Raw genomic sequence first — 20,338 nt, forward strand, 5'->3', positions numbered from 1 at the left:
AGCGACTGAAACAAAGCTGAAACTTGTTGCTCATGATATCAGAAGAATTGGCTACATTGAGATTTTAGATGGCAGAAGACCTCATTGGCAAAGGAAAGGGGGTTAGGGGAATATTGTCCCAAGGCCGGAGGTAATAAAATTACGTCGAATAAAAAAATTCCAACGCTGGTAATTTCGGCAGCATTATTACTCTTATTGCTGGTCATGCCTGCGATGGGCGCAACGCCTGATGAGAATGCCGACGCAATAGCAGCAGTTCAGCAAAGCCTTACATTTATCTGGTTGCTGCTTTGCGGAGGCCTGGTGTTCTTTATGCATGCAGGTTTCTCACGTGTGGAAGCAGGTCTTACCCGCACCAAGAACACAGCGAACATATTAATGAAGAACATGATGACCATCTGTATTGGTATCCTGGTATACTGGGCCGTAGGATGGGCTATCATGTACGGTGGTGATATTGCCGGGCTTTTCGGAGGAGATCAATTCTTCCTTTCAGGTGCAGATAATGCCACCTGGAACGGTTGGTTCTTCCAGATGGTATTTGCAGCCACCGGGGCCACCATCGTATCTGGAGCCATGGCCGAGAGGACCAATTTCAAGGCATATTTGATATTTACCGTCATAATGGTAGCCATAATTTACCCGGTATATGGACACTGGGTCTGGAGCGGTGCCGACTCTGCCCTTCTCACCGGAACAAATAGTTTCATTGTCAAAATAGCAGGTGCAGCCCACCATGACTTTGCCGGGTCCGGCGTAGTCCATAGTATCGGTGGATACGCAGCCCTGGCAGGCGTATTGATTGTAGGACCAAGACTGGGTAAATTCAAGGACGGTGTGGCCCAGGCAATTCCCGGTCACAACCTGACCATGGCATTCCTGGGTACACTCATCCTGACATTGGGCTGGTTAGGTTTCAACGGCGGCAGTACCCTGGATGGAAATGACGCTTTCATGAACCTGGTTGTTGTCAATACATTCCTAGCCTCAGCAGCAGGTGCAATAACTGCAATGCTCATTACCTGGGTAAAGAACGGAAAGCCTGACCCTTCACTGACCGGCAACGGCGTACTGGCAGGCCTGGTATCAATTACCGCACCTGCAGGCTCTGTAGAGAACTGGGCGGCAATAGCTATAGGCATCATAGGCGGTGCCATAATGATTGCAGGCGTGTTCTTCAATGAGAACAGGTTGAAGGTTGACGACCCGGTAGGTGCCATAGCAGTACACGGCTACTGCGGTTCCTGGGGTCTGCTCTCAGTAGACATATTCAGGGTGGGTATCGGACGCGGTATCCTGGCCGATGCAGCTTATGCAGCAGAGACACCCGGATTGCTCTAAGGAGGAGTATCACAGTTCATTGCACAGGTAGCAGGTGTCATCCTGACATTTGTCTGGGCATTCGGAGTATCTTTTATCGTATTCAAGATACTGGATGCCATTGTCGGACTTCGTGTATCTGAAAAGGATGAGGTCATGGGACTGGATATTGCAGAACATGGTGTGAACGCATATCCGGAATATATAATCGATTGGAGGTGTAACATATGAAGAAGATCGAAGCTATTATCTGTACCAATAAAGTGGATGATGTCAAGGAAGCCCTGGACGAAGCAGGATTTTCGAGCATGACCGTGACCGAGGTCAAAGGTCGTGGACGGCAGAAAGGTATTATGCAGCAATGGCGCGGCCGCGAGTACTGCGTTGACCTGCTGCCAAAAGCCAGGATCGAGATCGTAATTCCTGACGATCAAGTGGACAAAGTGATGGAGGTCATTCAAAAATCAGCTTCCACCGATAATATCGGTGATGGGAAGATTTTCGTGATACCCATCGAAAATGCCATGCGTATCAGGACGGGAGAGACCGGAGAGGGCGCGCTTTAGCGTCCCCTCCCTTTTTATTTTTTTTCATCTGGTATCGACAATTGATGCGGGATTTCCAGCACTATTTGCCTTTCAGGAACTCAATATGTTCTTTGACAGCCTGAAGTTCAAGTTCTAATTGTTGCTGGTATTCCCCTAATTGTTCTATTTTTTCCTGCTTTGTTTTAAGATGTCTGCTAAAGCCGCCATGGCATCCACACCCGCACTGTTCTTGATGCATGTCCATACCACTATGTCCATGATGCATACTCATTCCACCTTGTCCATGATGCATGCCCATTCCACCTTGTCCATGATGCATGCCCATTCCACCTTGTCCATGGTGCATGCCCATTCCGCTATGTCCGGGATGCATTCTTATAGTATTATCTTGACACATTATTATCATCTCCATTCTATAGTATAAAATCGAAAGTATTTAAACTATAAAGTTTATAGTAATATAGCTACTATGCAAAAAGAGAGAAACCAACTTTGTCTGTGCCCACTGGAAGGTATTATAGATACTATTAGCAAGAAATGGGCTCTCCTTATTGTCAATGATATCGGAAATCATGATAAACTCAGGTTCAACCAGCTTATGGAGAACCTGAACGGGATAAGTCCCAAAGCGCTTTCTGATACTTTGAAAAAGCTGGAAAACGAGCGGCTGGTAACAAGGGAATCGTTTGCTGAGATCCCGCCCCGGGTTGAATATTCTTTGACAAATGACGGCATCGACCTCAGGAAAGCAATAGTGCCCCTGCTCAAATGGGCTTCACAAAGAAGCGATGTGGGCGATATTGACCGGGAAAAATGTCCATCGAACTTTAAAGGGATGGCGGCACATCGGGTAAAAGGTGATGGGATTATTAGTGTTGATTTAGTGGCAGGAAGGACTTGTCAGTCACAAAAGCAAGATAAGTACGGACAACATTGAAACGATAAAGGAGTGTATATGGTATGGATGTGCAAAAAGCGATACAATTAAGACGGAGCATACGGGCGTATGACCCTCGTGAGGTGGAGGAGGATAAACTGATGAGAGTACTTGAATCTGGCAGACTTTCTCCTTCTGCTGGAAACCGCCAGGAACGCAGATTTATTGTCATAAAAAATGCAAATACGCGAAAATTGCTTGGTGAAGCTGCAGGTAACCAGAGATTTGTAGCTGAAGCACCTGTGGTGATCGCAGCGTGCTCTGTTGAAAAAGAATATGTCATGTCATGCGGCCAGCTGGCGTATCCCATTGACACGGCGATTGCTGTGGATCATATGACCCTCCAGGCTGTTGAGGAAGGACTTGGCACGTGCTGGATCGGGGCATTCAATGAAAAAAAAGTCAAAGAAATATTACAGATACCTGATGATGTGCGAGTGGTTTCCCTCCTTCCTCTTGGATATCCATCGACTGTGCCGCAATCGAAACCACGAAAAAGGCTTGATGAGATCGTAATGTGGGAAACATGGAGAAGCTAGCACGTTGAGGTGAAGGTCAGGGTCCTGATACCCTCACAATCCAGTGGTCCTGAAATCCAGTGCAGGTGAAAGCATAATAGCTATCACCGAAAATGCAAAAATAACAAGGTAATTCATCCGTTCCCTGGACATAGAAAGACTCCGCATGACATAATTAAGTCCCTCAAAATCCTCTTCAGTGAAAGGTTCACGCCTTTCTATCTTTTCAAGTAACTCCAGGTCTTTTATCACCCCAGACCTGCGTTTACCAATGTGATACCGATGTGCAAAGAACCACAAATATCCTGAAACTCCCCGGTACCGCAACACTCGTGCATAGATATCCCCATAATGGTCGGCAATGATAACCAGTCTGAGCAGCAGTGCTGAGATAAGGCCCACCCAGAAATACCTTTTTATCACAGACATCCGGTACCCTTTAGGCATCTTCACTCTGGCCCGGTCAGATTCAAACTCTGTCATAAACCCACGTACTCCCATTTTATACTCCCTGTCGGTAGGATGGAGCGACCAGATGCTGCTCCTCCTCCACCAAATCCCATCAGCAACAAGGGATCGTTTGAATTATTTAGGTTTTTTTTCAATATGCATACAAATTCCCATACGGCCTGCTGCTTACCGCCTTTAGCTTGATAAAATCCCTTAACCGATCACGTATGCAGTAAATTTCCGCTTCGTTGATATATGCCAATTTTTGAAGTCCCAGGATTTGTTTTGCATCTGCAATAGTAGCATTTTCAATCTTCACAATTCAATATTGATCTTAATCCAATTAATTCTTTATCGATATTCATATTTCGAAGAATTTGTCATGGATTTATTCAACACAGGGCTCCTTGAATTCATGGGGTCTGCCTGCGGCATACATAAATATATTTGTGTCAATGAAATATTCATTCATTGACAGCACCTGATTCTATCTCCTGCTCCATGGTCTCTCAATCGTCGATGAGTAGGTTCATCTTAGAGATCTTCTTTGCAGCATCAGGAGTTTTGGTATGCATTGGGCGTATGATGAGTTCGTCGTCCCTGTCTTCTCTATATACTGCTGTGGATTCTTTCAGGCAGAAGGCTTGCCTCATTTTGACAGGAATTGAAATTATGCCAAATGTATCTATTTTGGCAATTTTATGCATAATGCCATAGTAGGGTTTATTGGGTTTAGGGTGTTGAGTATGGGATTGGGTTGAGGATAGTAGAGTAAAGGAGTGGCTTTCACCACCGCCTCCTCATCAAACCGCACGTACGGATTTCCCGTATACGGCTTTCGTTTGGCATTGTCCCTTAGCAGGAGATGGATTCATCACTTGATGCTTCCACCGGTCTTTGGTCTTCAGCAGTTATTCCATCATCTTCACATATTATCCAGATGGCGTTTTTCCTTACTTTATTTCAGGAGCTACCTTTCTGGCATTTTTTTTATCCGATTGATGTTATCATGCTAAATCCTCTGACTCTACCAAAGCTAGAACCCCTTCGCTAAGTTGGGTTTTACTTCGTACAGTCGCCCCCTGCATCCTGCGATGCAGGTTCTGTATGTCATTGGCCCAACCATTATGGCTACTATGAGTTCATCCGACTTCTCATGCTGCATTGGTCTGGCTTTCCCATCAGGTTATACCTCGCCTACCTGTTCTCCTTCCTTTGAGTTCATTGAACCTGAAACGTGTAGGATGTAAACCAGCGTCAGGCAGGACAGCATAAGACCTCCCTCGAATAGAATTTGGAGGGCATCCTGGCGCGGGTGCATGAGGATTAGTATCGTTTATTCGCTGTATTGGATTTGCCAAAAAGGAGGGGCACGTAATCGGTATAAAGAGGGAGCAGATATAGGCTCAAGGATTCGTGGTTCTTATTTTTTCATCATCTTCTTAAATTCATCCACAGATAATCCAGCATCAACCAATATACTTTTGACAACTTTTGGATGCAGGATTTTTCCGCTATGGTACACAATTGTTACTCTTTTGCCTTCATCATTCTTGTATATTTTATGGCTACCTGATTGTCTTGAGAAACGGAAGCCCAATTTTTCAGCAATTTTGATTATTTCATTTGCAGTTACTCTTGGCAGCTTTTCGCTCATGCTGTCACTTCAAGGGCAACAAGGCTGAAAGAGTTGATCTTTTCAATTGCTTCTCCACTTGCGAGGATATCTTCTATGTGTAGGCGAATAGCATCTCTTATATTATCAAGAGCTTCTTCATAAGTATCCCCCTGAGAGTAACAGCCCTGCAAAGCCGGACACATTGCAAAATAGCCATCGTCGTCTTTTTCTATTACTACAGGGAGGGTATATTTTTCCATCGATAGATTCTCCTTTCAAGTCTAATTGATTTGGAAAGTATTTAATAATTACATATCTCACTTCTGTTAGTTCCTTTTTTATCGACCAGCATTTCCATCAACATCATATTTACACCCATTTGAGGGTGTTTTAATTGCCTACTCTCTTTATTATATGCATGTTCATGGCGTGATTTTATATCTCCAATAGTTAGCGAAGATAAAACATTATCATGCTTTTCAAGCAACATACGTCCCGATATCGGATCTTCAGGATCACCTGCCAATAAGTCCTTATTAGTGATATCCCATCCATCTGGACTTCTGTTTGAGCCTACAGGCATCTTTTTGCCCTTTTTTTCCATTTTTGCGCTTGGCATTTTTGCTTTTGCCAAATCGTTTTTTAAGTCCGAAATTTTTTTATAGAAACCCTCAGAAAAACATATCTTTGCCTGACACATGGTTCTGATAACTTCATATGCTCCTAATGTCCAAAACCACATCAAAGTTGAAGCATGCCCTATTAGACCTGTATGATTATTTGTAAAACCTTTATCAAGATTTTCAATAATTTCATCCGATACTGATAAAAGAATGTTATTCCGTTCAGATAAATAATATGAAAATGCAATCAAGGGTTCTTGTGATAATCTCTCTTCTTCGGTGGGATTTACTAAACAAATTTTTATCCTTCTGACTTTGTTGCAGTTTTATCCGTGCCCATTTTCTACGCCTTGATTTTTGCACTGGTTTAAGATATATTCTTAAGGATGCACATATTCTTATCGCCTTCAGTCAACGACCTCGGACCAGAGGTCCGAAAGGCATCAGGAGGATGCTCAGGCTTTTAATTTTGGAGGTTATATAATAATATAATATGAATAATTTTATTGTATTATGCTTATATACATATTGTACTCAAATTCAAAAAAATATTAATCATGCCGATAAGAAGGTTAAAGTATGTTATTCAAACTGAACAAAGAACGATCCACTATCCAACGCGTTCAACGAAATCATTTGTCTGATTTTGAATGGAAAGAGGAAAACTTTCAGAGACTATTATTTAATAATTTAGAAAAAATATTGCAAGATGAGGAATTGCTATTAATAATGCAATCCAGAAAATGGCAAGAAGAACCTGATTTGATGGCAATTGATAATAATGGTGATTTATATATTTTTGAGTTAAAAGCATGGGAATCTGAGGAATCTAATCTTCTTCAAGCATTACGATACGGACAGATATATGGACAGTACTCTTATGAAAAACTTGAGGAATTATTCCTAAAATTTTTTCCAGCTAGCAACAATTTATTAGACTCTTTAAACGATAAATTTGAAACTGATTTGAATTTAGAAAAAATTAATACAAAACAGCATTTTATTACAATAACAAATGGTTTAGATTTTAAGACCCGTAATGCTGCTTTATATTGGTCGCAAAATGGGATTGATGTACGAACGTGGATTTACCGTCTTTATAAATTAGGTGATAATGATATATTAATAGAGTTTGATACTTTTAGCGTGAAAGATGACCCATTTGAAGATATTGATGAAGGTTTTTACATTTTGAATACTGATTATAAAGATGAACCATTGAATGATAAAGACATGATAGAAAACCAGAAAGCTGCAGCTTATTTTGAGCCTTGGAAAAGGAATATCGAAAAGATCAAAAAAGGCGACAAAGTTTTCTTATATCGTTCAGGAGAAGGTATTATTGCGCTTGGGATAGGTTCAGGTAAATTAGAAAAGAAACCATATCATGATGATGAAAAACACAAAAATGAAGAGTATTGTATGAAGTTAAATAAATTCAAGAAATTAAATCAACCTTTACCTGCATCAAATATCAAGAAAATTACAGGTGTTAACTATAGGTTTATGTCTACAATGTTTGCCATTGATAAAGATTCAGGAAATAAACTATGGGAATATTTAGGAAAATAACATTTAATAAAACCGAAAATACAGCAATAACGGTTAATAACTCTTAATAATTGTGCCTATTTTCAGTTTTGAAAAGAAAATGTTCAAGTTTTCTATCATCTCACCGAGCATAAATTCCCCCATCCCGAAGTCACTATACCCCGGACTTAAGTCACAGGGCCTGTATACAGCGTTTTTTTAGGATTGTCTCCTGTTATGCTCATATGTATTGTGTGCTGAGATATACTTCTCAACAATTTCCCAGCCATTGCCCACAGAGCCGTGGTAACAACTCGGAGCCCAGAGATGGTCACCACACCATTCTTTTAAATGGGGAAATTCCTTCCTGAGCACTCTGCTACTTCTTCCTTTGATCATCTTTGATATATAACGTACGGAATATTTTGGCGGATATTTCAGAAATATATGCACATGATCTGGATTAACCGCCATATCTATAATCTCGATATTTAACTCAACGCAGGTCTTCCAGATTATCGCTTCAGCCACCATAGCCACATCACCAACCAGTACTTTACCTCTATACTTTTGGCTGAACACCCTATGGTCAGTGAGCAGAGATACCGTATGCCTGTCATGCCTCAGTTCCTTAGACATATTGAATTGTGTATGGGACAGCAATATAAGGATCAATGGCAAGAGTAAACTGAAAGTATTGATACCATCACATAAAATAAGCCGGATTAATCAAGCGATTATCTATCTCCCAACAATCACAGTCCCGCCCTTCCCCTCCAGCGCCTCGACCACACCTTCAGGCCTGCACACAACCGCCCGCTCTCCCCCCTGCTCCACAAACTCCACCGCAGCCTGTATCTTTGGCCCCATGCTCCCGGGCGGGAACTGCCCCTCTGCCAGGTAGCGGCGCGCCTCCTCCACGGTCAGCCTGTCCAGTTCAACCTGCCCTGGCGTATTATAATTCAGGCACACCTTATCCACCGTGGTCAGGAACATCACCACATCCGCCCCGAGCTCCCGTGCCAGCAAACCGGATGCCAGGTCCTTATCGATCACCGCATCCACCCCTTTCAGGTCGCCATCCTCCTCGACCACAGGAATACCCCCGCCCCCGCAGGCCACCACGATAACACCGTCCCGGACGAGTTCCTTAATGACCTCCAATTCAACGATACCCACGGGCATGGGTGAGGGTACCACCCTCCGCCATCCCCGCCCGCTGTCCTCCACCATAACATGGCCGAAGCGTTCAAGTTCCTCCACATGTGCCCGGTCATAGAACGGCCCCACAGGCTTGGTCGGATGCCCGAACGCAGGGTCACGGGGGTCCACCAGCACCTGCGTGACCACCGGGGCCACCCTCGTATTGAGGTGGTGGTCCTTCAACTGGTTCACCAGGCTCTGGGCGATCATGTATCCCATGCTCCCCTGGGACTGGGCTACGTCCACGTTCAGTGGCACATACGGCACCTTTCCGCGGGCCGCCTCCACCTGTATCATGATGAAACCCACCTGGGGCCCGTTCCCGTGTGTCAGCACGACCCGGTGGCCCGCCCGCACCAGATGAGCGATATAACCCATGGATTCGAACGTGTTGTCGAACTGCTCCCTTATCGTGCCTTTCTGCCCCGGCTTGATAATGGCATTACCACCAAGCGCGGCGACTATGAGACTCACGCGCCCACCTTTTCCAGGAACTCCCTGACTATCATTTCCAGCGTAATCTCGCCTATCTCTTTTATCTCGTAGCGCACCCTTGTCGCCGGTTTATTAATAGTGATGATCCGGCTCAGGTCAATAGGTGTCCCGATGACCACAGCATCGCAATCAACCCTGTTAATGGTCTCTTCCAGGTCGCTTACCTGCCTGGGACTGTAACCCATGGCAGGCAGCAGCGCCCCGGTTCCCGGGTATTTCCTGAAGGTCTCGGTAATGGTACCCACCGTATACGGCCTGGGATCAACTATCTCCCGGGCTCCCGCCTTTTTAGCACCAATGGTACCGGCACCGTATTTCATGCCACCATGGGTAAGGGTAGGCCCGTCCTCCACCACCAGCACCCGTTTTCCTTTGATCATCTCAGGATGTTCCACCGTGATGGGGGAGGCAGAATCAATGATCTTCGCATCTGGATTGACCTCCATAATGATGCGGCGCACCAGCTCGATATTTTCCAGCTCGGCAGTATCCTGTTTATTGATCACCACTACATCGGCCATCCGCAAATTTATCTCACCTGGATAATAGGTGAGTCCGTCCCCTGCCCTGTGGGGGTCCGCAACCACGATGCTCAGGTCAGGTTTGAAGAACGGGAAATCATTGTTACCTCCGTCCCATACCACGACATCCGCCTCTGCCTCTGCCCTGCGCAGTATCTTTTCATAATCCACACCTGCGAATACCGTACATCCCGCATCAATATGGGTTTCATATTCCTCCCGCTCCTCAATGGTAGTGTCCATTTCATCCAGGTCCCTGTACGATGAAAACCGCTGCACTGCCTGTTTTGCCAGGTCCCCGTAGGGCATGGGATGCCTGACCACCGATGATGTTTTGCCAAGCTTGCGCAGTATCTGGCATATTTTCTTGCTCACCGAGGTCTTGCCGCTACCTGTACGCACCGCGCATACCGATATCACAGGTTTGCGGCTCCCGATCATAGTGTAATCGGGTCCCAGCATGATAAAATCCGCACCAGCAGCATTGACAATGGCACCCTTTGACATAACATATTGATATGGCACATCGCTATAAGCGAACACAACCAGGTCAATGGAATGTGAATGGATCAGGTCGGCAAGTTCAGTTTCCGGGTATATGGGGATACCATCAGGATACCGCTCACCCGCAAGGGCAGCCGGGTATGTCCTGCCCTCGATGTCCGGTATCTGCGTGGCAGTGAACGCTACTACATGGTAGGCAGTATTGTGCCTGAAATATACGTTGAAATTGTGGAAATCCCGACCCGCTGCTCCCATTATTAAAACTTTTATTGGATTCTTACTCATACAACTCTCCCCAATAGGTTCTTATTATTGTATTTTATCTGTTCAACTATTATGGTATACTATTAAATCCCATTTTCCTGAAATCTTCGTCAAAGGTGAAAACATCATCAATACCCATGCTTTTCATCAATGCAAAACTGGTACAATCAGTAAAGCTCAATTGTTTGTCATGATATTTCTCAAATATGGCCAGTGCATCCTCATAGAGGGTTTTGTCAACTCTCATCAACTCGATAATGTTAGAACTATGGATGTTCCGGCTCCAGCTGACAGCCTGTGTATGGCCTACCTTGAACCTGATTCGGGTCAAAGTCTCACCTATGATATAATCAGATGTGATCAATCTGGAAGGTCTCAATCTCCCTTTTTGCAAGTCCATCAGTAAACGCCGGGCTGCTTTGTAGTAGGTGTCCCTGTCATTCGCCAGTGCCAGAAATGCAGACGTGTCTATGAAAAGCACATTTCATACCTCATATATCCGGTCATGGTTCTCTGACAGGTTCTCGTCAGTTGAGAACATCCCTGACGTTTTGAAGAACGGGTCATCTTTGTCAAGGTCTGACTTACTTCTTACCCAGAATAATATGGCCTCTCTGACAGCATCTTTTAATGAAAGATGTTTCTCATCAGCTAACATTTTAAGCCATGAATATTCGTAATCTTCCAGTTGTACCTGTACATGTTTGAACGACATGATGCACCAACATGTAATATTAACATGTTCTCATAAAATGTTATCGCTTGATGCTATCCTGTACTTCAAATGATTCGCCCCTGGCCTGTCGATCAATATCAACATGGCAGGCAGCATCGTCAACGTCAGGAAGAGTATCAGCAATATAGAAATGAACGCAATGATACCGAACCATTGCATAAGCGGGAATGGAGACAAAATCATGGCAGCAAACCCGCCTGATGTTGTCAGTCCCGAGGTCACGATGGCCTTGCCTATCCTTGAAATAGAGGTCTGGATGGCCTCATGGGGATTGACCCCGTTTTCCCTTTCCTCTTTGTAACGATGCATGATGTGGATGGAATAATCCACACCCAGGCCCAGGATGATACTGTTTGTGCTGATACTGAGGGTGGTCTGGGGAATACCCAGCAGCCACATCAGGGCACCGCTTATGGCGATCACCACAATGATAGGGACCATGGGGATAAGCGCCCGTACCACTGACCCGAATATCAATAACATGGCTAAAAACACGAACACAAAACTGATAAGTGTCATCCGCATCTGCCCGTCGGTCATAGTATGGCCTATCTTGTTGTTCAGTAACGGTTCTCCTGTTATGGTAATATCCATATCAGGTTGTATAAACCCGATAGACGAACGGATATTGTTCAGGGTATCGTCCAGCCGTTTTCCGTCCAGGTGTTCTACGGTCAGGTCGATGACCCCGAGGGTGGTGTACGGGTAATTGACCAGCCTTCGCCTCTGGGCAGGGTCCATTTCATCGACCATACGGGGGATATCATCATTCTCCGGCAGGCTTCCCCCGATTGCCAGAACCGAGGCAAGGCTGCCGGTTTGCTTTATGCTTGGTTCGTGAGCCTGTAGATATTCAGATAGAAACAGCATTTCCTGCAATGTTTTTCTTGAGGTGACGTCGTCGGACCTTACTACCAGGACGATCGTATCAGTACCTCCGGTCAGTTCACGCATTTCTTCCATGAACCTGATAGCCTGTATATCCTGGGGAAAGTACTGGTAAAAATCGGTAAGGGTATCCACCTTTGGATACGCGGCAGCACCGGTAAGGGTCACGCCGAGGATAAGCAGCAGGATGAGTACCGGATGTTTTACCGAGGTCCGGGCCGTGCGTTCAAGTGCCCGGTCCAGTATCCCTGACTTTGGTTCTCTGTATCCGGAATCACCTTTGTCTACCAGTTTCAGGACCGCAGGGATGAACCAGACCGCAGTGATATACGACAGGATAAGCCCGATGGATACAGCCATGCCGAAATACTCAAGGTCAGGGATGTTGGCGAAATACATACTGCTAAAACCGATAAGAGTGGTGATGATCGCAAGTCCCACTGCCTTGCCCATGCGGGTAATGGAGACATCGATAGCCTCATCCACGCCCAGCCCTTTTGAGCGTTCCTCTTCGTACCTCGCCATGACCTGGATACCGTAATCTATCCCCAGGCCTATCAATACACTGAGGAAACCTGTCAGTATCATGGACATGGGTATTTCCAGCACACCCATGAGGCCGAAAGCTATTGCCAGTGCCAGGGTGACCGCCAGGAGTGGGAGGAATAGTATGTACCTTCCCCGTACAACAGTCCTGAAAAAAATGAACAATATGAGTACCATCAGTACAAGAGCCACCGTGAACATCATGCCCATACTCATGCCCATGATCCTCCCGAGCTGGTAGTCAAGCATGGGCCCGCCCGAGGCTTCTACAGTCACCCCGGGGGGCCGTTCAACAAAATCAATGGCATTTTGCATATCAACTGCAATGGCTCCCGGCTGTTCCAGTTCAGGAACTTCGACAATAATGAGGGCAGTGTCGCGTCTGGGCACCATTCCCTGCAGGCGACCATCATCATAGGCTGTCAGCAGCGATTTGTGGCTGGATGTTTCTTTTGTTGTAACCCTACCGGCAGCTGAATTTGTTGAGATGACATATTCCAGTCCCTGTAATTGTATCTCCAGTCGGGCAAGGTAATCAAAAACAGAGGGTTCAAGCACGTCCTCGCTCCTGACCATAACAAAGACCGTATCAGTGCCAAAGTCTTTCTGGTAGGCCTTGAAATTATTATATGCCGCACTAGTTTCCGGGAAGAATGTCTCAGAACTGGTGACCATCTGGACCTGGGATGCAAAAATAAGTGCAATTATCACAGCCACGGCTATTATGCTAATTACAGTCTTCGGATGGCGTGTTGCATTTTTTGAAAGGCCGTGCAGGATGACGTGAATTAATCGGGAAATAATAACGTACTCCGGTATATCGAAGTACTATATCATATTTAATTTTATCAACATGAATGCTCAAAAAAAAGAAAAGGGGAGGGGATGGAGGGAAAAGATATGATTTTCAGTGAATTACGTCATGCAACTCGTGCAGATGTATTTATGCAGTAACTGAATATCGGGAGTAACTTCTAACACTTTATGTCCGCACGACGTACACACTTTCCTGTTCAGTTCAAGTTCGGGTTTGACTCGTGTTTCCATTTGAATCACCAGTCTATCATTATTGTTCATGGGATATATACCTTTCGCATATTTATAATGATTATACGTGACTATTGTATAGCTGAACATTCCCCATCCTCGCTACAATCATTATATGTCATAGGTCCATATAACTGCAATAACGAAGAGGCGGGACCAATATGAGACTTCACGAGTACCAGTCCAAGGAGATATTCAGGCAGTACGGCATACCCACACCCAGGGGAGTGGTATGCACCAGTGCAGACGAAGCGGTGCAGGCTGTGGACCAGTTCGGCAGCGCTGCCATCAAAGCCCAGGTGCTGGTGGGGGGCAGGGGCAAGGCTGGAGGTATCATCCTTGCCACACCAGACAGCGCGGCTGCGACTGCATCACGAATTTTTGGGATGACCATCAAGGGTTTGCCTGTTACTAAAGTACTGGTGGAGGAGAGTGTGGATATTGTGCAGGAGTTTTATGTAGCCATCGCCCTTGACCGAAGTTCACGGCGGCCCCTGCTAATGGCCAGTGCCAGTGGTGGCGTGGATATCGAGGAAGTTGCCAGAACCTCGCCTGAACATATCATAAAAGAATCCATTGATCCCGGCCAGGGTGGCCCCCAACCCCACCAGTTGATACACATAGCTGAACAGCTGGGTTTGCAGGATTTTACTGATTTTCCTGTGCTGGTCCGGAACCTCTATACCCTATATGATCAACTGGACTGCACCCTGTCAGAGATAAACCCGATGGTACTGACCAGGACCAGCCGGCTGGTGGCACTGGATGCCAAGCTGAACATTGACGATAATGCCCTGTTCCGCCAGGAAGCGATGGAACAGCTATACCAGCAGAATCTGGCCGACCTGGACCCGCTGGAAGTGCAGGCCAGGGAACTGGGTATGAGCTATGTGGCCTTAGATGGCAGTATCGGGTGCATCGTGAACGGTGCCGGACTTGCCCTCGCCACACTGGATATGATAACCAGGGCCGGGGGCAAACCTGCCAATTTCATGGATGTGCGCGGTGGTGCCGATGCCAGGCATGTTGGCCGGGCTGTGGAAATAACTACTTCCAATCCTGCTACCAAGGTACTGCTCATCAACATGTTCGGGGGGCTGACCCTGTGCGATGAGATCGCCGAAGGTATTAGGAACAATCTGGAGGAACTGGATATACCGGTGGTCATCAGGTTGACTGGAACCAACCAGGAGCAGGGCTGGAAGATATTAGAGGGTGCAAAAGTAACAGTGGCGCACAGTACAGATGAGGCAGCCCGTATTGCAGTGGAGATGGTATCATGAGCATACTGGTTGACAAGGACACCCGGCTGGTGGTGCAGGGTATCACCGGGCATGTAGGCACATTCGAGACCAGGCTCATGCTACAGGCCGGTACCCGCGTGGTGGCAGGGGTGACCCCGGGCAAGGGCGGCCAGACAGTGGAGGGCCTGCCTGTCTTCAATACCATGCAGGAGGTTGTGGATACCACTGGTGCCAACACGTCCATCATTTTCGTACCCCCGGCACACGCGGCCAGTGCTATACAGGAGGCTGTGGGTTCGGGTGTTGGACTGGTTGTGTGCATAACCGAGGGCATTCCGGTAAAGGACATGGTACAGGTATTCGGTAGCCTGGAAGGCACGGGTGTGAGATTGGTGGGACCCAACTGTCCCGGCATCACCACACCAGGCCAGGCACGGGTGGGCATCATGCCTGACTCGATATTTTTACCAGGCAGCGTGGGTGTAGTCTCCCGTAGCGGCACCCTGACCTACGAGGTAGTGGATGCGCTGAGCAATCATGGTGTGGGTCAATCCACCTGCGTGGGTATCGGTGGTGACCCGCTCATCGGCACCACGTTCATAGATGCGCTTGAACTGTTCGAACAGGACCCCCAGACCAGGGCCATGGTGCTGATAGGTGAGATCGGGGGCACGGCCGAGCAGGAGGCAGCTGAATACATAAAGGAGCATGTGACCAAGCCCGTGGTAGGGTATGTGGTGGGTGTGAGCGCGCCACCGGGCAAGACCATGGGCCATGCCGGGGCCATTATCAGCGGGGGCGGCGGGACCGCTAAGGAGAAGATCCAGGCGCTGGAGGGTGCAGGAGTGGCGGTGGTGGATAGTCCTGGGAACGTAGCAGTGAAAATAAAGGAACTGATATGAAATGGTGAAATAGAGCAGTGCAATCCCGCCGCCGGTAATGAGTTGTGAGAACCGGGGATAGTCCTTCTTCCTGAATACTTCCCCCGCAACCAGGACGGCCAGCGAGAAAATGAGACCAAGGACAACACGTTCGAGAATCCCTATCCATCACTGGTAAACAATAGTAATACCCCTTCTTTCAATCCCATCGGTCCCATCATAATACACTACCACCTTTTCTACCACCAGCGGCTGCCTGGTATCCGGTATGAACGGTTCCTCTGCACGTTCGGCCTCCACCTGCCCCAACATCTCCTCGACAGCCGCCATATCCGATTCCAATAACAGGTCCTCTCCTATACCGGTCCTGCCCCCGCACCTGTTCGCTATTTCCTCCAGCAGTTCGGACCTGTTTACCCAAAAACTGTTAGCAGGATATACCGTTGTCATCAAGCCCCTGGCCCTTGTGATACTACCGGGCCCGGCTCCGGAATCAGCAGACAGGTACCTTGCAGACATGTGTAGGGAAACCTCGGGTGATGATTTGAAATGATAATACCGGGCACCCTGCAGGGAACTACCTTCAACCCCTTCCATGAACGAAGCTATGGATGACAGGTCCGCATCCAACTCCCCTGCCACGTCCTGCAGAATGAACAGGGGCGGTACCTTAAAAGCAACCAGCAGCAGTATGGCACTGAACACCAGGAGTCCTGCCCTGGTGATGAGGTAATCGGCCCATGCTTTTTCATCGTCCTTTAATCCCATAGCTGTGTACCGTCCTCAATATAAGGTAATATACGTCCCATCGTTGTCTTTTACCAATTCCAGGGTCAGTTCATAGGAACCGGGCATCAGGACTATGGGTCCATCCAGTCGGGGCAGTGCGGCATACATCGCTTTTGACGGCCGGGTCCGGGAGGTACCCTGATAGGTTTTGTAGTAGATAATATTCTGCTCGTGGAGACTGGTACTGACAGGCAAACCCCCGGTCTGTGACGGCATGGCCCCGAAAACTACGTACTCGACCCCATTGGGCACGGTCAAGGTAACAATCTCTTTGGTACCGGTATTATCACCAGGTTCCGATACATCCCTGGCTCCGCCCTGCTGGTAAATGACCGACGCCCTGGCCTCGAGCGCAGACAGTTCTCCCGAAAAATGTGATATGTTTGTATCCTTTGAAAAATCTGCCAGGGCCGTTGCCGATATTGCAATGATCATCCCCATCAGAATAGCTGCTGCTGCAAATCTCATGGGCAGCGCGTCAGAACCTTCATCATTACATAACACAGCATGCCACATTTCATCAAAGTATATGATAATTTCGAAAGCGGTTTAATATATATTGTACATTATATATTTCGCCAATCAGGTTTCAAGGGGTGAACCGATAATGGTTATTTACCGAAATATCTATTATCTATACTGCCCTATAATCTACCAACCATTGAGTACAAAGTATGCAATACTGGAGTAGGGAGGATTAGATAAATGAAACTGGAGGATTTTTTAACAATACAAGGAACAGATGAGAACCTGGCGCAGCTGATCATGCTGTTTGGAAAACAGGCTATCAACATTAAAGCTGGTTTCCTGAGTGCACGGGGAGCAGCCGATACCCGGAACGTGTATGGCGAGACCCAGATGGCCCTTGATAAGCGGGCTGATGAACTATTGATAACAGCCCTCACAAAATCAAAACTGGTCAGCTGGATTGCCACGGAAGAGCAGCCCGACATCATTGAAGTGGAAGGAGCTATCAACCCGTTCGGGGTGACCATTGACCCGCTGGACGGTTCATCCCTCATAGATGTGAACCTGGCCGTTGGCACCATTGTGGGCATCTATCCCGGCCATGTTCTGGAACCGGGGAATACCATGCTGGGCGCCCTGTATATCCTGTACGGACCCCTTACCACGCTGACCTATACTACCACAGGCGGCGGTGTTCACGAGTTCGTCATGGGTGCGGATGGCACCTTCACCCTGATGCAGGAGAACCTTACCATCCCTGATGGCAAGATATATGCACCCGGTGCCCTGCGCAAGGACTACCTGCCTTATCATAAACAGTTCATCGAGCAACTGGAATCCGAAGGGTACAAACTGAGGTTCTCGGGTTCATTTGTAGCAGACGTGCACCAGATACTCCACAAAGGCGGGGTGTTCACTTATCCTGCCTTTGAGGGCAAGGAAAACGGGAAGTTACGACTGCTCTTTGAAGGGACCCCCATGGGTAAAGTGGTGACAGAAGCCGGAGGAGCTGCTTCAAACGGAACAGTCAACCTGCTTGATGTTAAACCTGCTGCTGTTTCAGACCGCACACCCATATATATTGGCGGCCGTAAAGAGATAGCATTCATTGAATCCATAAAAAGGAGTTAAGTACCTACAATGCAGCTATTAGCAGAAGATATCAACGATGTCGGGCACATACTTGCCCGCCGGTTCTTTACGGAACAGGGCTGGAAATTCACTGACCTGGCACAATCTGGCAAAAAGATAGCAGAATCACTGGCAAACGTGAACGCTTCATATCGACAATATTCTGATATGAGCAAAGACTGGTATGTGGCAAATTCTGCTGAAAAGAACATTCACATGACCACCACCTGGAATAGATTAAGTGAATTGAACAACCTTTTAATGACATGGTCCGGGCAGTTCGATTTTCTGATTAAGACCAATACGAATGTATCCCTGTGCATGGTCAAGTCCATACGATCAGATCTGGATATCATACAACAGCGTGCTATTGCCGATGCCAGGAAGGCAAAGTTCAATGTATATATTTTCAAGACAGATATTCCAATCGAGATGGATTTTGAACTGGCTGAGGTTGTGGGCGGCATTACGGGAGTAGGGAACTTCAATAAATAAGGATGAATTGATATCAGAACTGCAAATCCGGCGCTCAATAAGAATACTTTCACAAATTACGGTTATTCTTATAACACAAACGTAATGACCATCCAGGGTACTGTGAACAAGACCCTTATCATCCTGCTATTCCTGATGCTGGGTGCATTATGGGTGTGGGATATGTTCTATACAAACAATCCGCTCTTCTACCCCATGATGATACTGGGACTCATCGGCGGACTGGTGGTGGCTATCGTAACCATATTTAAAAAGGAATGGTCACCCTTTACCGCACCCGTATATGGACTGCTTGAAGGGCTGGTCCTGGGTGGTATATCTTCGGTATTTGAAGCCATGTATCCCGGAATCGTGATACAGGCAGTAGCACTGACCTTCGGCACACTTTTTGCCCTGTTATTTGCATACAAATCACGACTTATCAAGGCCACAGAGAACTTCAAACTGGGTGTAGCGGCTGCCACGGGTGCTATATTCATGATCTACCTGGCAACCATTGTGCTGGGTATGTTCGGTGTGGGCATCCCGTTCATCCATGAAAGCGGGCTCATTGGGATCGGGTTCAGTTTGTTCGTAGTAACGATCGCGGCTTTGAACCTGGTGCTTGATTTTGACTTTATCGAGAGTGGGGCCCATTCGGGTGCTCCTAAATTCATGGAATGGTATGCGGCGTTCGGGCTTATGGTCACCCTTGTCTGGCTGTACATCGAGATACTGAGGTTACTGGCAAAACTCCGCAGCAGGGATTGAAAGGACTGGATTACACATTACCGGATAGGGCACTCATGCAATATCATTGCACCATAACATGATTGAGCAGCCTGTCCAGGTCATATCCCATTTGTTCAAAAAAAGTATGGTCAACGATCAGGTAATTGTTCGGGGAAATCGTATCAAGGTATCCATACCAGTAAACTACCATACCTGGTCCGAATAATTCTTCATAGAATCCCAGTTGTTTTTTCTGGTATCTGTTATGTTCAGTCTCGTCTGCGAACACTGCTTTACTTTCGATCCAATTTACCGTACTACCATCTATATCAATGGAATTCTTTAACAGAAAATCAGGTGTTTTTGCATTTAGTTCCTTGTTCAGGTCTGATTCGGTCAGAAAATCAAGATCATGATCTGTTAACCAGTTGTGAATCAATTCTTCACCCAGATCCCCCAAACGACTCTGCACCTCATGACCCTGTGGAGAAAAATCCATATCATGAACGATCGCCTGTATAACTTCCTCCTTCAGTCGTTTGTTACTCAGTATTGCAGGGTTCTTGATCACTGATTTGCTCTTGAGTCCCATCTCCTTTAATATAATTGATGCAATAAGGACCGGAGGAAACCGGTTTTGACGGGCAAGTTCCAGAATGGTTTTCCCTTTGTGCCATGACCTGACCATCAGGGGAGCCTTTTGTACGACCCGGCTATGATATTTCTTGACATTGCGCACGGTCTTCTGGTGGGATATACTGGAGATAGTACTGATACTCACCGAGTATTTTTTTGATACCGTACTGATATCATCATGGCTTTCCAATTCCTGGTAAATCCGCTGGTATGTTTTTACATTCATTTTTCCATG

The 20,338-nt window shown here is 46.7% G+C and carries 25 protein-coding genes and 2 pseudogenes; 10 read left to right on the top strand and 17 right to left on the bottom strand.

All coding sequences use genetic code 11. The annotated features are described in order from the left end of the window. Positions 1–204: 204 nt before the first annotated feature. Both K0A89_08980 and K0A89_08985 read left to right on the top strand, forming a co-directional pair. A pseudogene (locus K0A89_08980) lies at positions 205–1,551 on the top strand (ammonium transporter). After that, positions 1,548–1,886 carry a P-II family nitrogen regulator gene (locus tag K0A89_08985; GenBank protein MBW6518618.1) on the top strand — a complete coding sequence of 113 codons (339 nt, stop codon included), beginning with the start codon at positions 1,548–1,550 and terminating at the stop codon, positions 1,884–1,886. The pseudogene K0A89_08980 and the gene K0A89_08985 overlap by 4 nt, the downstream one beginning before the upstream one ends. 61 nt (positions 1,887–1,947) lie before the next feature. Here the strand turns inward: K0A89_08985 and K0A89_08990 are convergent, their stop codons facing one another. Continuing rightward, positions 1,948–2,265 carry a hypothetical protein gene (locus K0A89_08990; GenBank protein ID MBW6518619.1) on the bottom strand — a complete coding sequence of 106 codons (318 nt, stop codon included), beginning with the start codon at positions 2,263–2,265 and terminating at the stop codon, positions 1,948–1,950. A 72-nt stretch (positions 2,266–2,337) separates the two neighbouring features. On the opposite strand from K0A89_08990, the gene K0A89_08995 reads away from it, so the two are divergent. Together K0A89_08995 and K0A89_09000 are read left to right on the top strand one after the other, a co-directional pair. Next, on the top strand, positions 2,338–2,805 hold the full coding sequence (locus K0A89_08995; GenBank protein ID MBW6518620.1) for a helix-turn-helix transcriptional regulator: 468 nt from the start codon (positions 2,338–2,340) through the stop codon (positions 2,803–2,805). A gap of 23 nt (positions 2,806–2,828) precedes the next feature. Then, on the top strand, positions 2,829–3,344 hold the full coding sequence (locus tag K0A89_09000; GenBank protein MBW6518621.1) for a nitroreductase family protein: 516 nt from the start codon (positions 2,829–2,831) through the stop codon (positions 3,342–3,344). Positions 3,345–3,377: 33 nt separating this feature from the next. Here the strand turns inward: K0A89_09000 and K0A89_09005 are convergent, their stop codons facing one another. The 6 genes from K0A89_09005 to K0A89_09030 all read right to left on the bottom strand — a co-directional run bounded on the left by K0A89_09005 (position 3,378) and on the right by K0A89_09030 (position 6,265). Further along, the gene (locus tag K0A89_09005) at positions 3,378–3,806 is read right to left on the bottom strand and encodes a hypothetical protein (protein MBW6518622.1); all 429 of its coding nucleotides are present in this window, start codon (positions 3,804–3,806) and stop codon (positions 3,378–3,380) included. 118 nt (positions 3,807–3,924) lie between these two features. After that, positions 3,925–4,092 (bottom strand): hypothetical protein, encoded by a 168-nt coding sequence (locus tag K0A89_09010; GenBank protein MBW6518623.1) that lies wholly within the window; start codon positions 4,090–4,092, stop codon positions 3,925–3,927. A gap of 190 nt (positions 4,093–4,282) precedes the next feature. Beyond that, positions 4,283–4,426 (bottom strand): hypothetical protein, encoded by a 144-nt coding sequence (locus tag K0A89_09015; GenBank protein MBW6518624.1) that lies wholly within the window; start codon positions 4,424–4,426, stop codon positions 4,283–4,285. A 770-nt stretch (positions 4,427–5,196) separates the two neighbouring features. Continuing rightward, complete coding sequence (locus K0A89_09020; protein ID MBW6518625.1) at positions 5,197–5,430, bottom strand: type II toxin-antitoxin system HicA family toxin; 234 nt, start codon at positions 5,428–5,430, stop codon at positions 5,197–5,199. Beyond that, on the bottom strand, positions 5,427–5,651 hold the full coding sequence (locus K0A89_09025) for a type II toxin-antitoxin system HicB family antitoxin (GenBank protein MBW6518626.1): 225 nt from the start codon (positions 5,649–5,651) through the stop codon (positions 5,427–5,429). The genes K0A89_09020 and K0A89_09025 overlap by 4 nt, the downstream gene beginning before the upstream one ends. Before the next feature lie 41 nt (positions 5,652–5,692). Continuing rightward, positions 5,693–6,265, bottom strand: coding sequence for a hypothetical protein (locus K0A89_09030; GenBank protein MBW6518627.1), 573 nt, complete (start codon positions 6,263–6,265; stop codon positions 5,693–5,695). 328 nt (positions 6,266–6,593) lie between these two features. Here K0A89_09030 and K0A89_09035 point away from each other — a divergent pair, with 328 nt between their 5' ends. After that, the gene (locus K0A89_09035) at positions 6,594–7,586 is read left to right on the top strand and encodes an EVE domain-containing protein (GenBank protein MBW6518628.1); all 993 of its coding nucleotides are present in this window, start codon (positions 6,594–6,596) and stop codon (positions 7,584–7,586) included. Between the two features lie 177 nt (positions 7,587–7,763). Here K0A89_09035 and tnpA read toward each other — a convergent pair whose 3' ends face one another. The 6 genes from tnpA to K0A89_09065 form a co-directional block, all read right to left on the bottom strand. Next, positions 7,764–8,183 (bottom strand): IS200/IS605 family transposase, encoded by a 420-nt coding sequence (tnpA, locus tag K0A89_09040; GenBank protein MBW6518629.1) that lies wholly within the window; start codon positions 8,181–8,183, stop codon positions 7,764–7,766. Positions 8,184–8,285: 102 nt separating this feature from the next. Continuing rightward, on the bottom strand, positions 8,286–9,221 hold the full coding sequence (arcC, locus tag K0A89_09045; protein ID MBW6518630.1) for a carbamate kinase: 936 nt from the start codon (positions 9,219–9,221) through the stop codon (positions 8,286–8,288). Continuing rightward, positions 9,218–10,552: a cyclic 2,3-diphosphoglycerate synthase gene (locus K0A89_09050; protein ID MBW6518631.1), complete on the bottom strand. Its 1,335-nt coding sequence runs from the start codon at positions 10,550–10,552 to the stop codon at positions 9,218–9,220. The genes arcC and K0A89_09050 overlap by 4 nt, the downstream gene beginning before the upstream one ends. Positions 10,553–10,601: 49 nt before the next feature. After that, positions 10,602–11,012 (bottom strand): PIN domain-containing protein, encoded by a 411-nt coding sequence (locus K0A89_09055; GenBank protein ID MBW6518632.1) that lies wholly within the window; start codon positions 11,010–11,012, stop codon positions 10,602–10,604. 3 nt (positions 11,013–11,015) lie between these two features. Continuing rightward, a complete protein-coding gene (locus K0A89_09060; protein MBW6518633.1) occupies positions 11,016–11,246 on the bottom strand; it encodes a hypothetical protein in 231 nt (76 codons plus the stop codon). Positions 11,247–11,276: 30 nt separating this feature from the next. Further along, entirely contained in the window at positions 11,277–13,418 is a 2,142-nt protein-coding gene (locus K0A89_09065; protein MBW6518634.1) for a hydrophobe/amphiphile efflux-3 (HAE3) family transporter, read from the bottom strand. Positions 13,419–13,909: 491 nt separating this feature from the next. On the opposite strand from K0A89_09065, the gene sucC reads away from it, so the two are divergent. Continuing rightward, entirely contained in the window at positions 13,910–15,031 is a 1,122-nt protein-coding gene (gene sucC, locus K0A89_09070) for an ADP-forming succinate--CoA ligase subunit beta (protein MBW6518635.1), read from the top strand. Beyond that, entirely contained in the window at positions 15,028–15,894 is an 867-nt protein-coding gene (gene sucD, locus K0A89_09075; GenBank protein ID MBW6518636.1) for a succinate--CoA ligase subunit alpha, read from the top strand. Before sucC ends, sucD begins: the two co-directional genes overlap by 4 nt. Here the strand turns inward: sucD and K0A89_09080 are convergent. The 3 genes and pseudogenes from K0A89_09080 to K0A89_09090 form a co-directional block, all read right to left on the bottom strand. After that, positions 15,895–16,038 (bottom strand): annotated as a pseudogene (locus K0A89_09080) (DUF2339 domain-containing protein). A 3-nt stretch (positions 16,039–16,041) separates the two neighbouring features. After that, positions 16,042–16,641, bottom strand: coding sequence for a hypothetical protein (locus K0A89_09085; protein MBW6518637.1), 600 nt, complete (start codon positions 16,639–16,641; stop codon positions 16,042–16,044). A 15-nt stretch (positions 16,642–16,656) separates the two neighbouring features. Next, on the bottom strand, positions 16,657–17,166 hold the full coding sequence (locus tag K0A89_09090; protein ID MBW6518638.1) for a hypothetical protein: 510 nt from the start codon (positions 17,164–17,166) through the stop codon (positions 16,657–16,659). Between the two features lie 201 nt (positions 17,167–17,367). Between K0A89_09090 and K0A89_09095 the strand changes: the two genes are divergently transcribed. Genes K0A89_09095 through K0A89_09105 form a run of 3 tightly spaced genes read left to right on the top strand, consistent with a single transcriptional unit; the run spans position 17,368 to position 19,506 of the window. Further along, positions 17,368–18,261, top strand: a complete 894-nt coding sequence (locus tag K0A89_09095; protein ID MBW6518639.1) for a fructose-1,6-bisphosphatase — start codon at positions 17,368–17,370, stop codon at positions 18,259–18,261. 9 nt (positions 18,262–18,270) lie between these two features. Then, positions 18,271–18,756 carry a hypothetical protein gene (locus tag K0A89_09100; protein MBW6518640.1) on the top strand — a complete coding sequence of 162 codons (486 nt, stop codon included), beginning with the start codon at positions 18,271–18,273 and terminating at the stop codon, positions 18,754–18,756. 6 nt (positions 18,757–18,762) lie between these two features. After that, positions 18,763–19,506 carry a Bax inhibitor-1/YccA family protein gene (locus tag K0A89_09105; GenBank protein ID MBW6518641.1) on the top strand — a complete coding sequence of 248 codons (744 nt, stop codon included), beginning with the start codon at positions 18,763–18,765 and terminating at the stop codon, positions 19,504–19,506. Between the two features lie 43 nt (positions 19,507–19,549). Here the strand turns inward: K0A89_09105 and K0A89_09110 are convergent, their stop codons facing one another. Then, positions 19,550–20,329, bottom strand: coding sequence for a C15orf41 family protein (locus tag K0A89_09110; protein ID MBW6518642.1), 780 nt, complete (start codon positions 20,327–20,329; stop codon positions 19,550–19,552). Positions 20,330–20,338: the final 9 nt, after the last annotated feature.

Source organism: ANME-2 cluster archaeon (assembly GCA_019429385.1).
GTDB lineage: Archaea > Halobacteriota > Methanosarcinia > Methanosarcinales > Methanocomedenaceae > Methanocomedens_B.

What these genes read in the sequence shown, in the direction of transcription:
- K0A89_09020 (MBW6518625.1), bottom strand. Translation starts at nt 5,430, where the DNA reads ATGAGCGAAAAGCTGCCAAGAGTAACTGCAAATGAAATAATCAAAATT.
- K0A89_09100 (MBW6518640.1), top strand. Translation starts at nt 18,271, where the DNA reads ATGCAGCTATTAGCAGAAGATATCAACGATGTCGGGCACATACTTGCC.
- K0A89_08995 (MBW6518620.1), top strand. Translation starts at nt 2,338, where the DNA reads ATGCAAAAAGAGAGAAACCAACTTTGTCTGTGCCCACTGGAAGGTATT.
- K0A89_08985 (MBW6518618.1), top strand. Translation starts at nt 1,548, where the DNA reads ATGAAGAAGATCGAAGCTATTATCTGTACCAATAAAGTGGATGATGTC.
- K0A89_09015 (MBW6518624.1), bottom strand. Translation starts at nt 4,426, where the DNA reads ATGAGGCAAGCCTTCTGCCTGAAAGAATCCACAGCAGTATATAGAGAA.
- sucD (MBW6518636.1), top strand. Translation starts at nt 15,028, where the DNA reads ATGAGCATACTGGTTGACAAGGACACCCGGCTGGTGGTGCAGGGTATC.
- K0A89_09060 (MBW6518633.1), bottom strand. Translation starts at nt 11,246, where the DNA reads ATGTCGTTCAAACATGTACAGGTACAACTGGAAGATTACGAATATTCA.
- K0A89_09095 (MBW6518639.1), top strand. Translation starts at nt 17,368, where the DNA reads ATGAAACTGGAGGATTTTTTAACAATACAAGGAACAGATGAGAACCTG.
- K0A89_09005 (MBW6518622.1), bottom strand. Translation starts at nt 3,806, where the DNA reads ATGACAGAGTTTGAATCTGACCGGGCCAGAGTGAAGATGCCTAAAGGG.
- K0A89_09085 (MBW6518637.1), bottom strand. Translation starts at nt 16,641, where the DNA reads ATGGGATTAAAGGACGATGAAAAAGCATGGGCCGATTACCTCATCACC.
- K0A89_09000 (MBW6518621.1), top strand. Translation starts at nt 2,829, where the DNA reads ATGGATGTGCAAAAAGCGATACAATTAAGACGGAGCATACGGGCGTAT.
- K0A89_09025 (MBW6518626.1), bottom strand. Translation starts at nt 5,651, where the DNA reads ATGGAAAAATATACCCTCCCTGTAGTAATAGAAAAAGACGACGATGGC.
- K0A89_09035 (MBW6518628.1), top strand. Translation starts at nt 6,594, where the DNA reads ATGTTATTCAAACTGAACAAAGAACGATCCACTATCCAACGCGTTCAA.
- K0A89_08990 (MBW6518619.1), bottom strand. Translation starts at nt 2,265, where the DNA reads ATGTGTCAAGATAATACTATAAGAATGCATCCCGGACATAGCGGAATG.
- sucC (MBW6518635.1), top strand. Translation starts at nt 13,910, where the DNA reads ATGAGACTTCACGAGTACCAGTCCAAGGAGATATTCAGGCAGTACGGC.
- K0A89_09050 (MBW6518631.1), bottom strand. Translation starts at nt 10,552, where the DNA reads ATGAGTAAGAATCCAATAAAAGTTTTAATAATGGGAGCAGCGGGTCGG.
- tnpA (MBW6518629.1), bottom strand. Translation starts at nt 8,183, where the DNA reads ATGTCTAAGGAACTGAGGCATGACAGGCATACGGTATCTCTGCTCACT.
- K0A89_09110 (MBW6518642.1), bottom strand. Translation starts at nt 20,329, where the DNA reads ATGAATGTAAAAACATACCAGCGGATTTACCAGGAATTGGAAAGCCAT.